This is a genomic window from Streptomyces sp. NPDC050164 (assembly GCF_044459945.1).
GTDB lineage: Bacteria > Actinomycetota > Actinomycetes > Streptomycetales > Streptomycetaceae > Streptomyces > Streptomyces coeruleorubidus_A.
This window is the reverse complement of sequence record NZ_JBITJK010000018.1, coordinates 15,981-28,844: the sequence shown is the minus strand read 5'-3', so window position 1 is coordinate 28,844 and position 12,864 is coordinate 15,981. Positions and strand designations below refer to the sequence as shown.

11 protein-coding genes, 1 other RNA gene and 2 pseudogenes are annotated in these 12,864 nt (G+C 71.8%); 7 read left to right on the top strand and 7 right to left on the bottom strand.

Annotation, left to right across the window (positions count from 1 at the left end; all coding sequences use genetic code 11):
• Positions 1-127: 127 nt before the first annotated feature.
• From ACIBNA_RS23415 to ACIBNA_RS23405, 3 genes are read left to right on the top strand one after another with little or no spacing between them, the layout of a single operon-like run.
• The gene (locus ACIBNA_RS23415; RefSeq protein WP_399167073.1) at positions 128-1,033 is read left to right on the top strand and encodes a Nif3-like dinuclear metal center hexameric protein; all 906 of its coding nucleotides are present in this window, start codon (positions 128-130) and stop codon (positions 1,031-1,033) included.
• Positions 1,030-1,773: a zinc ribbon domain-containing protein gene (locus ACIBNA_RS23410; protein ID WP_399167193.1), complete on the top strand. Its 744-nt coding sequence runs from the start codon at positions 1,030-1,032 to the stop codon at positions 1,771-1,773. Before ACIBNA_RS23415 ends, ACIBNA_RS23410 begins: the two co-directional genes overlap by 4 nt.
• A 19-nt stretch (positions 1,774-1,792) precedes the next feature.
• Positions 1,793-3,232 carry a bifunctional RNase H/acid phosphatase gene (locus tag ACIBNA_RS23405; protein WP_399167072.1) on the top strand — a complete coding sequence of 480 codons (1,440 nt, stop codon included), beginning with the start codon at positions 1,793-1,795 and terminating at the stop codon, positions 3,230-3,232.
• On the opposite strand, the gene eda is transcribed toward ACIBNA_RS23405, so the two are convergent.
• The 4 genes from eda to ACIBNA_RS23385 all read right to left on the bottom strand — a co-directional run bounded on the left by eda (position 3,207) and on the right by ACIBNA_RS23385 (position 6,072).
• Positions 3,207-3,851 (bottom strand): bifunctional 4-hydroxy-2-oxoglutarate aldolase/2-dehydro-3-deoxy-phosphogluconate aldolase, encoded by a 645-nt coding sequence (gene eda / locus ACIBNA_RS23400; RefSeq protein ID WP_399167071.1) that lies wholly within the window; start codon positions 3,849-3,851, stop codon positions 3,207-3,209. The genes ACIBNA_RS23405 and eda overlap by 26 nt on opposite strands.
• A 65-nt stretch (positions 3,852-3,916) precedes the next feature.
• Positions 3,917-4,699, bottom strand: coding sequence for a peroxide stress protein YaaA (yaaA, locus tag ACIBNA_RS23395; RefSeq protein ID WP_399167070.1), 783 nt, complete (start codon positions 4,697-4,699; stop codon positions 3,917-3,919).
• A gap of 42 nt (positions 4,700-4,741) precedes the next feature.
• Positions 4,742-5,320 (bottom strand): hypothetical protein, encoded by a 579-nt coding sequence (locus ACIBNA_RS23390; protein ID WP_399167069.1) that lies wholly within the window; start codon positions 5,318-5,320, stop codon positions 4,742-4,744.
• Positions 5,317-6,072, bottom strand: a complete 756-nt coding sequence (locus tag ACIBNA_RS23385) for a MerR family transcriptional regulator (RefSeq protein ID WP_399167068.1) — start codon at positions 6,070-6,072, stop codon at positions 5,317-5,319. Before ACIBNA_RS23385 ends, ACIBNA_RS23390 begins: the two co-directional genes overlap by 4 nt.
• A 133-nt stretch (positions 6,073-6,205) precedes the next feature.
• Here ACIBNA_RS23385 and ACIBNA_RS23380 point away from each other — a divergent pair, with 133 nt between their 5' ends.
• From ACIBNA_RS23380 to rnpB, 4 genes and pseudogenes are all read left to right on the top strand, one after another.
• Positions 6,206-6,772 (top strand): Uma2 family endonuclease, encoded by a 567-nt coding sequence (locus ACIBNA_RS23380; protein ID WP_399167067.1) that lies wholly within the window; start codon positions 6,206-6,208, stop codon positions 6,770-6,772.
• A 29-nt stretch (positions 6,773-6,801) separates the two neighbouring features.
• Complete coding sequence (locus tag ACIBNA_RS23375; RefSeq protein WP_399167066.1) at positions 6,802-7,641, top strand: AraC family ligand binding domain-containing protein; 840 nt, start codon at positions 6,802-6,804, stop codon at positions 7,639-7,641.
• 19 nt (positions 7,642-7,660) lie between these two features.
• Positions 7,661-8,440 (top strand): annotated as a pseudogene (locus ACIBNA_RS23370) (DMT family transporter); the annotation flags it as partial.
• Positions 8,441-8,555: 115 nt separating this feature from the next.
• Positions 8,556-8,961, top strand: an RNA gene (gene rnpB, locus ACIBNA_RS23365) — RNase P RNA component class A.
• Between the two features lie 924 nt (positions 8,962-9,885).
• Here the strand turns inward: rnpB and ACIBNA_RS23360 are convergent.
• The 3 genes and pseudogenes from ACIBNA_RS23360 to ACIBNA_RS23350 all read right to left on the bottom strand — a co-directional run.
• Positions 9,886-11,520 carry an AMP-binding protein gene (locus tag ACIBNA_RS23360; protein ID WP_399167065.1) on the bottom strand — a complete coding sequence of 545 codons (1,635 nt, stop codon included), beginning with the start codon at positions 11,518-11,520 and terminating at the stop codon, positions 9,886-9,888.
• Between the two features lie 2 nt (positions 11,521-11,522).
• Positions 11,523-12,413, bottom strand: coding sequence for a crotonase/enoyl-CoA hydratase family protein (locus tag ACIBNA_RS23355; RefSeq protein WP_399167064.1), 891 nt, complete (start codon positions 12,411-12,413; stop codon positions 11,523-11,525).
• A gap of 35 nt (positions 12,414-12,448) precedes the next feature.
• Positions 12,449-12,853: pseudogene (locus ACIBNA_RS23350) on the bottom strand (3-hydroxyacyl-CoA dehydrogenase); the annotation flags it as partial.
• Positions 12,854-12,864: the final 11 nt, after the last annotated feature.

Below are 12,864 nucleotides of genomic sequence, written 5' to 3'. Positions count from 1 at the left end.
TGTGCGGGCTTGTGTGCTGGGCGGGGCGGCAGCCGAGTGAGGGGGCAGGGGGCGGTGGCGGTGACGGCGGCAGTGGTGGCGGCGGTGGCGGTTCAACGTCACAGATCAGCCGGGTAGCCTTGCACCCGTGCCCCGTCTGTCTGAAGTCATCGCCGCCCTGGAGAACCTGTGGCCCGCCGAGCGGGCCGAGTCCTGGGACGCGGTCGGCACCGTCGTGGGCGACCCGAACCAGGAGGTCACGCGCGTCCTGTTCGCCGTCGACCCGGTCCAGGAGATCGTCGACGAGGCGGTGAAGCTGGGCGCCGACCTGCTCGTCACCCACCACCCGCTCTATCTGCGCGGCACGACGACGGTCGCGGCGACGCACTTCAAGGGCCGTGTCGTCCACACGCTCATCAAGAACGACATCGCGCTGCACGTCGCCCACACCAACGCCGACACCGCCGACCCCGGCGTCTCCGACGCCCTCGCGGGCGCCCTGGACCTGCGGATCACCGGGCCGCTGGTACCGGACCCGACCGACCCCGAGGGCCGCCGGGGGCTGGGCCGCGTCTGCGCCCTCGACCATCCGCTGACCGTCCGCGAGTTCGCCGCCCGTGCCGCCGAGCGGCTGCCCGCCACCGCGCAGGGCATCCGGGTCGCCGGCGACCCCGAGGCGGTGCTGCGCACCGTCGCCGTCAGCGGCGGCTCCGGCGACAGCCTCTTCGACCAGGTACGCGCGGCGGGCGTCGACGCCTTCCTCACGGCGGACCTGCGCCACCACCCCGTCTCCGAGGCTCGCGCCCACAGCCCCCTCGCGCTGCTCGACGCGGCGCACTGGGCCACCGAGTGGCCCTGGTGCGAGCTGGCCGCGAGCCAGCTCGACGAGATCTCCGACCGGCACGGATGGGACCTGCGCGTTCACGTCTCGAAAACGGTCACCGACCCCTGGACCGCCCACGCGGCCTCCGCCCACCCGTCGCCCGCCACCGCCCTTCCAACGAGGGCTTCGCGCCCCCCTTCCACTTCTGACCCCCTGGGAGCCCCGAACTGAACGCCGAGCCCGCCGACCAGATCCGACTCCTCGACGTCCAGGACCTCGACGTCCGCCTCCAGCAGCTGGCCCACCGGCGGAGGTCGCTGCCCGAGCACGCCGAGATCGAGTCGCTGACCAAGGACCACACCCAGCTGCGCGACCTGCTCGTGGCCGCGCAGACCGAGGAGAGCGACTGCGCCCGCGAGCAGACCAAGGCCGAGCAGGACGTGGACCAGGTGCGCCAGCGTGCCACCCGCGACCAGCAGCGCCTGGACTCCGGCGCCGTCACCTCCCCCAAGGACCTGGAGAACCTCCAGCACGAGATCGCCTCGCTCGCCAAGCGGCAGGGCGATCTGGAGGACGTGGTGCTGGAGGTCATGGAGCGCCGGGAGTCCGCGCAGCAGCGGGTCGCCGAGCTGACCGAGCGGGTCGGTTCCGTCCAGTCGAAGATCGACGACGCGACCGCGCGGCGTGACGCGGCCTTCGAGCAGATCGACGGCGAGATCGCCACGGTCACCAAGGAGCGCGAGGTCATCGCCGGTTCGATCCCCGCCGACCTGCTGGGGCTCTACGACAAGCTGCGCGAGCAGCAGGGCGGCATCGGCGCGGCGAAGCTGTACGCGCGCAGCTGCCAGGGCTGCCGGCAGGAGCTCGCCATCACGGAGCTGAGCGAGATCCGCAACGCGGCGCCCGACAGGGTGATCCGCTGCGAGAACTGCCGCCGCATCCTGGTGCGCACGTCCGAGTCCGGTCTCTAGGTCGCTGGGAGCCCTTGCGGTGCGGGAGTTCATCGTCGAGGCCGACGGCGGGTCGCGGGGCAACCCGGGGCCCGCGGGCTACGGGGCCGTGGTGAGCGACGCGGCGACGGGCGGGACGCTGCGGGAGGCCGCCGAGTACATCGGCGTCGCCACGAACAACGTCGCCGAGTACCGCGGCCTCCTCGCCGGCCTGCGCGCCGCCCACGAACTGGACCCGGCCGCGACGGTGCACGTCCGGATGGACTCCAAGCTCGTGATCGAGCAGATGTCGGGCCGCTGGAAGATCAAGCACCCCGACATGAAGCCACTGGCCGCGGACGCGGCCCGGATCTTCCCGCCCGGGCGCGTGACGTACGAGTGGATCCCGCGAGAGCGCAACAAGCACGCGGACCGGCTGGCCAACGAGGCGATGGACGCCGGGGCCAGGGGAGAGCAGTGGTCGGCTTCGACTTCGACGGCGGAGCTGGACACCTCCGCCGGGTCCGTCGCCCCGCAGGGCCCGCCCGGTGACGCGGCGGCGGGCGCCGCGAAGGCCCGCGAAGCCCTGGCGACGGGTCGCGCCGCCTCCGTCACGCCGACCGGCTCGGATCCGGAAGCCGGGCCTCCTTCTCCCGTGCCGCCTTCCGTCGGAGCGACAGAGCAGCGGGGCGGCGAAGGCGCGTCGGCCGGCACTGGCGCCGACTCGGCGAAGACGGACTCCGACGCTCGTGCCGCCAGGGCGGACGCCGATGTCCGCGCGGCGAGGGAGGATGCCGACGCCCGCGCCGCCAAGGACGTCGCCGACACCCGTGCCGCCAAGGCCGTCGCCACCCCGGGCTGGGCTCCCGCCGACATGGGCGCCCCCGCCACCTTCGTGCTGTTGCGGCACGGGGAGACGCCGTTGACGCCGCAGAAGCGGTTCTCCGGTAGTGGTGGCACCGATCCCTCCCTCTCCGACATCGGCCGGGACCAGGCCGAGCGAGCCGCCGCCCTGCTCGCACGGCGGGGCACGATCCAGGCGATCGTGTCGTCGCCCCTCGCCCGCACCCGGGAGACCGCCGGTATCATCGCCGCCCGGCTCGGCCTCGACGTGAGCGTCGACGACGGGCTGCGCGAGACGGACTTCGGCGCCTGGGAGGGACTCACCTTCGCCGAGGTGCGCGAGCGGCACCCCGACGACCTGAACGCCTGGCTGGCCTCCCCGGACGCCGAACCCACCGGCGGCGGCGAGAGCTTCACGGCGACCGCCACCCGGATCGCCGCCACCCGCGACAAGCTGATCGCGGCGTACACGGGCCGCACGGTCCTGCTCGTCACACACGTGACCCCGATCAAGACGTTCGTCCGGCTCGCCCTCGGCGCCCCGCCGGAGTCCCTGTTCCGGATGGAACTGTCGGCCGCGTCCATGTCGGTCGTCGCGTACTACGCGGACGGCAACGCCAGCGTCAGGCTCCTCAACGACACGTCACACCTGCGCTGAACGCCGCCGCCTCGCGGGCCAGCGCCTCGACCCGGCCCCAGTCGCGCGCCGCGACCGCCTCCCGCGGCAGCATCCAGCTCCCGCCCACGCAGGCGACGTTGGGCAGGGCCAGATAGTCCGGGACGGAGGCCGGGCCGATCCCGCCCGTGGGACAGAACCGGGCCTGCGGGAGCGGCCCCGCCAGCGACTTCAGATACGCCGTACCGCCCGCGGCCTCGGCCGGGAAGAACTTCATCTCCCGCACCCCGCGCTCCAGCAGCGCCACGACCTCCGAGGTGGTCGACACCCCCGGCAGGAACGGCACGTCCGACGCCCGCATCGCCTCCAGCAGTACGTCCGTCCAGCCGGGACTGACCAGGAAGCGGGCGCCCGCGGCCATCGCGTCCGCGACCTGCCCGGGGCTGATCACCGTCCCGGCACCGACCACCGCCTCGGGTACCCGCCCGGCGATCTCCCGGATCGCCTCCACAGCCGCCGGCGTCCGCAAGGTCACCTCGATCGCGGGCAGCCCACCGGCGACCAGCGCCCGCGCCAGCGGTACGGCATCCACGGCATCCTCGACGACGACAGGCACGACGGGCGCGAGGTCCAGCACGGAGGCGGGCAGGGGAGAGGCCATGGCCGTATCCTGCCGCCGATTCAACAGCATGCGCAAAGCTCATTGCGCATGCTGCAACCGCACGATCAGTGGACCTCGGTCACCAGCACATCCAGCGACCACGGCTGCCCCGTCTTCGCGGGCGCCGTCGCCTCCACCACGTATCCGAGATCCCGCAGCACCTCCACCAGCTCGGCCGGACCCTTCGGGGCGGCCCCGGCCGTCAGCAGGCTGCGCACGATCCGCCCCTTCGTCGCCTTGTTGAAGTGGCTGACGACCTTCCGGGTCGGCGCGTGCAGCACCCGCACGGACGCCGTCCGCCCGGCGACCTCGCCCTTCGGCTTCCACGCGGCGGCGTACGCGGCGGACCGCAGATCCAGCACCAGCCCGTCCCCGGCGACCTCGGGAAGCACCGACGCCATCGGCGCACGCCAGTGCGCGCCCAGCGCACCGAGACCCGGCAGCTTCACACCCATCGAGCACCGGTAGGACGGAATCCGGTCCGTCACCCGGACCGCTCCCCACAGCCCGGAGAAGACCAGCAGCGACCGCGCGGCACGCCGCTTGGCGGAGGCGTCCAGGGACGCCAGGCCGAGGGCGTCGTACAGCACCCCGGTGTAGATCTCCCCGGCCGGCCGGGTCCCCGCCGTGCGCAGCTCCGCGTTCTTGGCGACCTCGCCCCGCAGTCCCTCGCTCAGCCCGAGCACCTCGCGCGCCTTGTCCTCGTCGCCGGCGCACAGCTCGACCAGCTCGGTGAGGACGGCCTCCCGGGCGGCGGTCAGCCCCGGCAGCGACAGCGCCTGAGGCTTCAGCGGGGCACCGCGGCCGGAGGAGGCCTTGCCTTCGGACGGCGGCAGCAGGACAAGCACGCGTACTCCTTCGATCGAACTCCGGGACAGCGTACGGGGGCCTCAGACGCGCGTCCGGCCGAGGGCGCGGACCAGACCGTCGGCGTCGTCGGCGTGGAAGCGGACGACCCGCACCTCGCGGCGCCGCCCGAAGAAGGTGACGTGCGTGACGGGTTCCGTCAGTTCGAGCGTGACGGTGGTCTGGGACCCCACCTCGACGTTCAGCTCGCCGTCGGCCCGCTCGTGCGTCATCCGCAGCTCGCGCCGCACCGAGGCGATCCGCTCCAGCGGCACCCGCAGGTCCACATGGATGTACCGGCGGATCCGCAGCGAGCCGTCGTCCGGATCCAGCACGTGCGGGCGTACGACGGACGAGGCGTGCAGCGCGACGACGATGACGATGCCGTACACGTCCAGGAAGAGAAGCACGGCGTGCGCGGTCGGCCAGTCCCGCAGCAGCACGGACATGGCGACGGTCTCGACGAGGCACACGAACCCGAACCCCAGCATCATCGCGCCCTGCCCGCGCGCGTACCCGAAAGCCCGCCCACTCCTCGTCCCGTCGGTACGCCGCACCACCCACAGCACGAGACTCACGAGCAGCCGCACCTCGTGCCTCACCAGCAGACGCGCGATCCTCATCGCCGCTCCTCGGTGAGGATGCGCAGCGTCCGGCGGATCGCCTCCGCCTGGGCCGGGGCCAGGTCCGCGTAGAAGGCGCGCAGGACACTGCCGTCGTGGTCGAGCTCCCCGATCTCCGGGAACAGGCCCGGGGGAATGCAGTCGGCGAGGGCCCGGGCGGCCTCGGCGACGCGCGGATCGTCCGGCTCCGCGTCGGCGAGCGCGTCGAGCAAGGCATACGCCTGATTGGCCCGCGCCATGGCTTCGGGCGGGCCGAGCACCTCACTCAGCGACGACACCAGCTGCTGCCCGGCCTCGGGAGGCATGGCCGTCTCCAGGAAGGCGATGATCTCGCGGTCCTTGGCGGCCATGGGCGAGTCCGACAGATGCGCGGTCCCGGCGAACAACGCGGCCAGCTGGGGCGACACCGGCCCCTCGGCGGGCACCCCGCCCTCCGCCTCCAGCAACGCCCGCAACCGGCCCCGCCGCTCCCGAATGGCCTCCTCCTGCCGCGCCAGATCCTCGTCCAGCTCGGTCAGCACCTCGACGAGGTCCTTGCCGGCGTCGTCCGCGAGCACATCCCGCACCTCGGCGAGCCCCAGCCCCAACTCGGTCAGCCGCCGGATCCGCGCCAGCACGACAGCGTGCCGCAGCCCGTACTCCCGATACCCGTTCGCCCGTCGCTCCGGCTCGGGCAACAGCCCCAGATGGTGGTAGTGCCGCACGGCCCGCGTGGTGACACCGACGACGTCGGCGAGTTCTCCGATCCGCATGGGACCAGTGAAGACGTTGACGTTGCGGCAAGGTCAAGGAGCCACGATCGAGGGAACGGCACTCGATCACACGGACGTGATGCGTGCCGTGTCCCAGTCTGGTCGGTGATCGCGGAAGGGGAGCGGCATCGCCATGGCGCAGGATCCGTACACGCAGCAGTTGCTGCTGGACTGGTTCGTCGAGCTGGACACTCCGGAGGGCTTTCGTGCGGAGCTGGTCGAGGGCGAGTTCATCCTCACACCGCTGCCGGACGGTCACCACGAGCACTGCATCAGCAGGATCGTGAATCAGCTCTACCGGCGCTCCGAACCCGACCTCCAGTTCTCCGGCCACAAGGGCCTGAAGCTGGGGAACGGGGACGGCCACCCCCAGGACCACGTGATCCCCGACGGAACGATCGTTGCCCGCGCACCACGGCTCTTCCGGGGCGCGCCCCCCTGGATGCCCTGCGAGGGAGTCACCATGGTGCTGGAAGTGACGTTCACCAGGCCGGAGATCGACCGAGTGGCCAAGCGCCGTTGCTACGCACGTGGCGGTATCCCTCTCTACCTGCTCGTCGACCGCGACTCCTCCTCGACAACCCTGTTCAGTGAGCCGGAGGAAGACGACTACCTCCGACTCAGCACCGCGGCCTTCGGCAGACCGCTCACCCTCCCGGAACCCTTCGCCTTCGACCTGGACACCACCGACTTCCTCTGATCCCCTGTGAGGCGGGGAGGTAGCACGAGGTGAGCACACGGGGGCGGATACGGGAACAGGCCCGCTGGGCCAGGGCACGGCTGGGGCGGGGCGGCCCGCCCCTGGACCTCCTCACCGCCCACTTCGACCGACACGTCTACGCTCCGCACGCCCACCACGAATTCACCATCGGCGTCACGGTCGGCGGGTCGGAGGTCATCGCGTACCGGGGCGGGCTGATCCACTCCTACCCGGGCTCGATCGTCGTGCTGGAGCCGGGCGAGATGCACACCGGCGGCCCGGCCGCCCGCGAGGGCTACGCCTACCAGGCCCTGTACGCCGAGCCGTCCCTCCTCACCGACGGCACGCTCGGCGGCCCCCCGCACTTTTGCGACCCCGTCCTGCACGACCCCGAACTGGCCACCGCCCTGCGCGCCGCCCACACCGACATCAGCGCCTGCCCCGACCCGCTGGAGGCCGAGTCCCGGCTGCCCTGGCTGCTCACGGCCCTGGCCCGCCGGCACTCCACGGCCCGGGCGAGCGAGGACACCGTGCCCGGCGCCGGCCACATCGCCAGGGCCGTACGCGACCGCCTCGCGGACGAGCTCGTGGAACCCCCCTCCCTGGCCGACCTCGCCACCGACCTGGGCCTGTCCCGCTACCAGCTGCTGCGCGCCTTCCGTACGACGATGGGCGTACCGCCCTACGCCTGGCTCGCCCAGCACCGCGTGGCCAGGGCCCGCGGCCTGTTGGAAACCGGCCTGCGCCCCGCCGAGGTCGCGGGCCTCGTCGGCTTCGCCGACCAGGCGCACCTCACCCGCTGGTTCCGCCGGGTGCTGGGCGTGACCCCGGCGGCGTACCGCAACAGCGTTCAAGACGCGGCGGGGTGAGGCGGCCGAGACTCGCCGTATGACTGCACGCGGCTGGTTCCTGTTCTCCCTGATGGGAGTGGTCTGGGGCGTCCCCTACCTGATGATCAAGGTGGCGGTGGACGCCGTGTCCCCGTCCATGGTGGTGTTCACGCGCTGCGCGCTGGGCGCCGCGATCCTGCTCCCCTTCGCCCTGCGCCAGGGCGGCGTGACCCGCACGGTCCGCAACCACTGGCGCCCTCTCGTGGCCTTCGCGTGCATCGAGATCATCGGCCCCTGGTGGACGCTGACGGACGCCGAACGCCACCTGTCCAGCTCCACGGCCGGCCTGCTGATCGCGGGCGTCCCCATCGTCGGCGTCGTCTTCGCCCGCTTCTTCGGCGACACGGAACGGCTCGGCGTACGCCGTGTGACAGGCCTCGCGCTGGGCCTGGGCGGCGTAGGAGTCCTCACCGTCCCGCACCTCACCGGCGGCGACGCCCGCTCCCTCGGCGAGGTCCTCCTGACGGTCCTCGGCTACGCGACGGCCCCCCTGATAGCCGCCCGGCGCCTGAAGGAGGTCCCGTCCCTCCAGCTCACGGCGTTCTGCCTGACCCTGGCCGCACTCGTCTACGCCCCGGCGGCCGCGCTCACCTGGCCGTCCTCGGTCCCCGCCCCCGAGGTCCTGGCCGCCCTGGCCGGACTGGGGGTGCTCTGCACGGCGATCGCCTTCGTCGCCTTCCTCGAACTGATCAAGGAGGCGGGCCCGACCCGGGCGACAGTGATCACCTACGTCAACCCGGCGGTGGCGGTGGCGGCAGGGGCACTGTTCCTCGACGAGCGCCTGACCCCCGGCATCATCGCGGCCTTCACCCTGATCCTCGCGGGTTCGGTACTGGCGACCGCCGCCGGTCCGCGGCCCCGTTCACGCCCGGTACCATGGTCGACACGGCAGACGAGCCGGGCGGACGGCCGCGTGGAGTCCCCCTGACGGGGAGCTCCCCGAGGAACGTCCGGGCTCCACAGGGCAGGGTGGTGGCTAACGGCCACCCGGGGTGACCCGCGGGACAGTGCCACAGAAAGCAAACCGCCGAGGGCTCCGGCCCTCGGTAAGGGTGAAACGGTGGTGTAAGAGACCACCAGTGCCTGAGGTGACTCAGGCAGCTAGGTAAACCCCACCCGGAGCAAGGTCAAGAGGAGACACTCCGGTGTCTCTGCGCGGACGCTCGAGGGCTGCCCGCCCGAGTCCGCGGGTAGACCGCACGAGGCCGGTGGCAACGCCGGCCCTAGATGGATGGCCGTCGCCGAGGGGCCCGCGAGGACCCTTCGGAACAGAACCCGGCGTACAGCCTGACTCGTCTGCCGCTTTTTATTTCCGCAGGTCAGAGGTCATGTTTTCTCGCTGAACAAACTGTCCGGGTCGAATCCGGGTCGAATCCGGGTCGAATCTGGGTTGAATTCAGGTCCGCGTATTGTCCGCCCTGTCTAGCTGGCGGGTGGGCGGACAGGGCATATCAGGCGACTGGTTGATGCGACGGGCCGTCGGAAGGCGGCGGACAGGGGCCGGGAAGCCTCGGACGAATCGGGAGTATTGTCCGGCGCGTCCCCTGCGGTACAGCCGACGGATCCATGGGGGAGCTCTGGGCACTCATCGGCAAGTCCAAGCACGCGGCACGGGTTCCAGGCCCGCTCCGCCTTCTGTCAGCGGCGATTAGAGACCTTCCCACGCACGGCCAGCTCGATTCCCCACATGGCAGTCACACTCAGTAGCCTCGGCGCTGGCTCGCGGACCTGGCGAATACAAGGGGCTGCGATCGTGTCACGTACCTGGTGTCCATCCGGGTGGAGTTGGTCTCCGCACACGGTGTAGACCTGTGGCCTCGCCCCGGCCGGGTCTTCGCCGCTGCGCGCTCGCACTCCGTCGCTCAGTTCGCCACGGCCATCGATCTCGCTTTTGGCCGCCGGGACTGGCTCACGTGCACCTGTTCACGTTGTCCGACGGCATACGGGTCAGCCCCCTGGACTGGTGGGACGACGAGGCCCTGGACGGCACCGTTGACGGCCATGCCGCCAAGCTGAGCAGGCTGCAGGCCGAGGAGCAGTTCGCGCGATGCCGAAGCGGTCGACCCGCGGGCTCAGCGAGCCTCCGATCCTGCCGTGGTGGGGCGTGCCGCCGCGTGCGGTTCCGCAGAGGTCCGCGAGCCGGCCGACCCCGGCGTTGAAGTGGGTACCTGTCCGTCGGCTTGGCAGCTCTGGAAACCCACGCGGCGGCACGCCCCCGGTCGATCAGGGAAGCGGCTTCAGGCGGCCGTCGCAGATCTGCCGTCGCAGCAGGAACTTCTGGATCTTTCCCATGGCGTTGGCCGGGATGGTGTCGGCCAGGTACCAGTGGCGCGGTGTCTTGTGCGGGGCCAGGGCGGCACGCAGGTGGTCGTGGAGTTCGGCGGCGGTGGGCGGGTCGGCGGGGTCGGTGGCGTTGATGACGGCGGCGACCTGCTCGCCCCAGGCCGGGTCGGGGAGGCCGAGTACGGCGGCCTGTTGTACCCGGGGGTGAGTGCCGAGCGCCGCCTCGATCTCGGCGGGGTAGATGTTCTCCCCTCCTCGGATGATCATGTCTTTGAGGCGGCCGGTGACGGTGACGTAGCCGCGCTCGTCCATGACGCCCAGGTCGCCGGTGTGGAGCCATCCGTCGCGGTCGATGGTCTGGGCGGTGGCCTCGGGAAGGTCGTGGTAGCCGAGCATGACCTGGTAGCCGCGGGCGCAGATCTCGCCCGGCTCTCCCACGGGCAGCGGATCGGCGCCGGCGGGGCCGGTGATTTTGACCTCGACCTGCCACAGAGGGCGGCCGGCGGTGTGGAGTTTGTCTTGGGTGCTGTCGTCGGGGCCGGTCTGGGTGACGGAGGGGCTGAGTTCGGTCTGCCCGTAGAGGGTGGAGAAACGGGCGCCGAAGCGGCGCTCGGTCTCCTCGACCAGTTCCGGGGGCACCCGGTCGCCGCCGGACAGGACGGTCGCGCAGGCGCTGAGGTCGTAGGAGTCGAATGTGGGGTGGTTCAGCAGGGCGGTGAGCATCGCCGGGACTCCGGCGAAGAAGGTGGCCCGCCACTTCTGAAGTGCCTCCAGGACCAGGGTGGGCTGGAAGACCTGGACGAGTACGAGGGTGCCGGTGGCGGTGGCCACGCCGAGCACGGTCAGGTCGCAGCCGGCGGTGTGGAACAGCGGCAGCGCGCTGCCCCAGACCCCGTCCCGGGAGAATCCGGCGCGGGCGGCCACGAAGGTGGCGTTGGTGACGAGGCCGCGGTGGTGCAGGACCGCGCCCTTGGGGGTGCCGGTCGTTCCGGAGGTGTATTGGATCTGCGCCGCGGCACCCGGGTCGACCCGCGGTAGCGGTGAGGGGGCGGTGCCGCGGACCTCGGTGAGCCAGCCGGTGAAGGAGACCCGCTCGCGCAGGCGGGGAAGACGCGGCCCTATCCGCTCCACCGCCGCCACCATGTCCGTCTCCCGGAAGGAGTCGGTGAGCAGTAGTCCCACGGCACCGGACTGGGAGAGCACGTGCTCGAGTTCGGCGTCGCGCAGTGCGGGGTTGACGGTGACCAGGACCAGCCCGGCCAGGGCTGCGCCGTACTGGAGGATGACCCATTCGGGGATGTTGGGGGCCCAGACGGCGATGTGCTCGCCCGGGGCGAACCGAGCGGCCAGCCAGGACGCGGCCTGCTCGGCGTCGTCCAGGAGCTCGGCGTAGATCCAGGTGCGGTCGGTGCGGTCGGCGCCGGACAGGGCGGCGCCCGGCGGGGCGATCTCGACCAGCGCCAGGCGGTCCGGGGCGGTCGACGCGGCGCCTCGGAGCACCTCCCCGATGGTGAGGTCGAGGACCGGGCGGGTGGTGTCGGCGGGCAGGTACGAGCGGGTCAGCGGTTCTTGCATCGTCACTCCTGCAGGTCTTGGGCTGTGGGGACCGGGCCGCCGCCGTCGGGAATCCAGCGGCCCGAGTCGCGCCACTTGACCGCCTCGTGGAAGCCGTGGGTGGCGGCGAACTGCTGGAACCAGCGGCCCTCCGGCGAGTGCCGGGTGATGCCGTCGAAGAGCGTGGCCAGGACCTGGGTGCCGTGCAGGCCCATGTTGTCGTACGCCTGATTGATCATCAGTTTCTGCATGGCGAGCTGGTTGACCGGCACCCCCGCTATCCGGTCGGCCAGCTCCTCCACCCGCGCGTCCAGGTCCCGCGGCGGTGCGGCGTCCAGCACCAGGCCCCAGTCGGCGGCGGTCCGGCCGTCGATGGTGTCCCCGGTCAGCAGCATCCGCTTGGCGCGCTCGGCGCCCAGCCGGTACACCCACATCGCCGTGGTCGGGCAGCCCCACACCCGTGCGGGCATGTAGCCGATGCGCGCGTCCTCGGCCATGACGACCAGGTCGCAGGACAGGGCGATGTCGCTGCCGCCGGCGACGGCATGGCCGTGCACCTTGGCGATGGTGGGCTTCAGCGACCGCCACAGGGAGAAGAAGTCGTCGGTGAAGCCCTTCATCCAGGCGAAGTCCTTGATCGGATCCCACACCGGGTTGCCGTCGATGGCGCCCTGGGTGCCCTGTCCGTCCTCGGCGGAGATCTTCAGGTCGTATCCGGAGCAGAAGGCCCGGCCCGCCCCCTGGAGCACGATGACGTGCACGTCGGGGTCGTCGTTGGCGCGCCGGACGGCGGCGGCGATGTCACCGGGCATCCGGAAGTCGATCGCGTTGAGCCGGTCGGGACGGTTGAGGGTGAGGTAGGCCTTGCGGTCCTGCACCTCGTACAGGACGGTGGACTGCTGATCGTCGGTCATATGAGCTCCGTATTACGGCGGAATGCGGTGGTCGGTCAGAAGGTCTCGCAGTGCTCGGCTTTCTCGCGCAGCAGGGCGTTCGGGGCGAAGCGCTCGCCGTGCGCGGCGGCGAGGCGGTCGGCGCGGGCGACGAAGGCCGGCAGGCCGCCGGGGTAGCCGTTGATGTACTGCAGGACGCCGCCGGTCCAGGGCGGGAAGCCGATCCCCAGCAGGGATCCGATGTTGGCGTCCGCCGTGCTGGTCAGTACGCCTTCGGCGACGCAGTGTGCCGCCTCGACGGCCTCGGCGAACAACAGCCGTTCGGTGAGTTCGTGCAGGTCGATTCCGGCGGGGTCTCCATGTGGGGGAAACGCCGTGACGAGTCCCGGCCACAGACCGGTTCGTGCGCCCGAGGCGTCGTGGTCGTAGAAGCCGGCGCCTCGGGCGCGGCCGGGTCTGCCCAGCCTGGTCA

Excerpts from the sequence above, each read along its gene's own strand:
- ACIBNA_RS23390 (WP_399167069.1), bottom strand. The coding sequence starts at position 5,320 with ATGAGGATCGCGCGTCTGCTGGTGAGGCACGAGGTGCGGCTGCTCGTG.
- ACIBNA_RS23380 (WP_399167067.1), top strand. The coding sequence starts at position 6,206 with ATGGCGCAGGATCCGTACACGCAGCAGTTGCTGCTGGACTGGTTCGTC.
- ACIBNA_RS23385 (WP_399167068.1), bottom strand. The coding sequence starts at position 6,072 with ATGCGGATCGGAGAACTCGCCGACGTCGTCGGTGTCACCACGCGGGCC.
- eda (WP_399167071.1), bottom strand. The coding sequence starts at position 3,851 with ATGGCCTCTCCCCTGCCCGCCTCCGTGCTGGACCTCGCGCCCGTCGTG.
- ACIBNA_RS23355 (WP_399167064.1), bottom strand. The coding sequence starts at position 12,413 with ATGACCGACGATCAGCAGTCCACCGTCCTGTACGAGGTGCAGGACCGC.
- ACIBNA_RS23360 (WP_399167065.1), bottom strand. The coding sequence starts at position 11,520 with ATGCAAGAACCGCTGACCCGCTCGTACCTGCCCGCCGACACCACCCGC.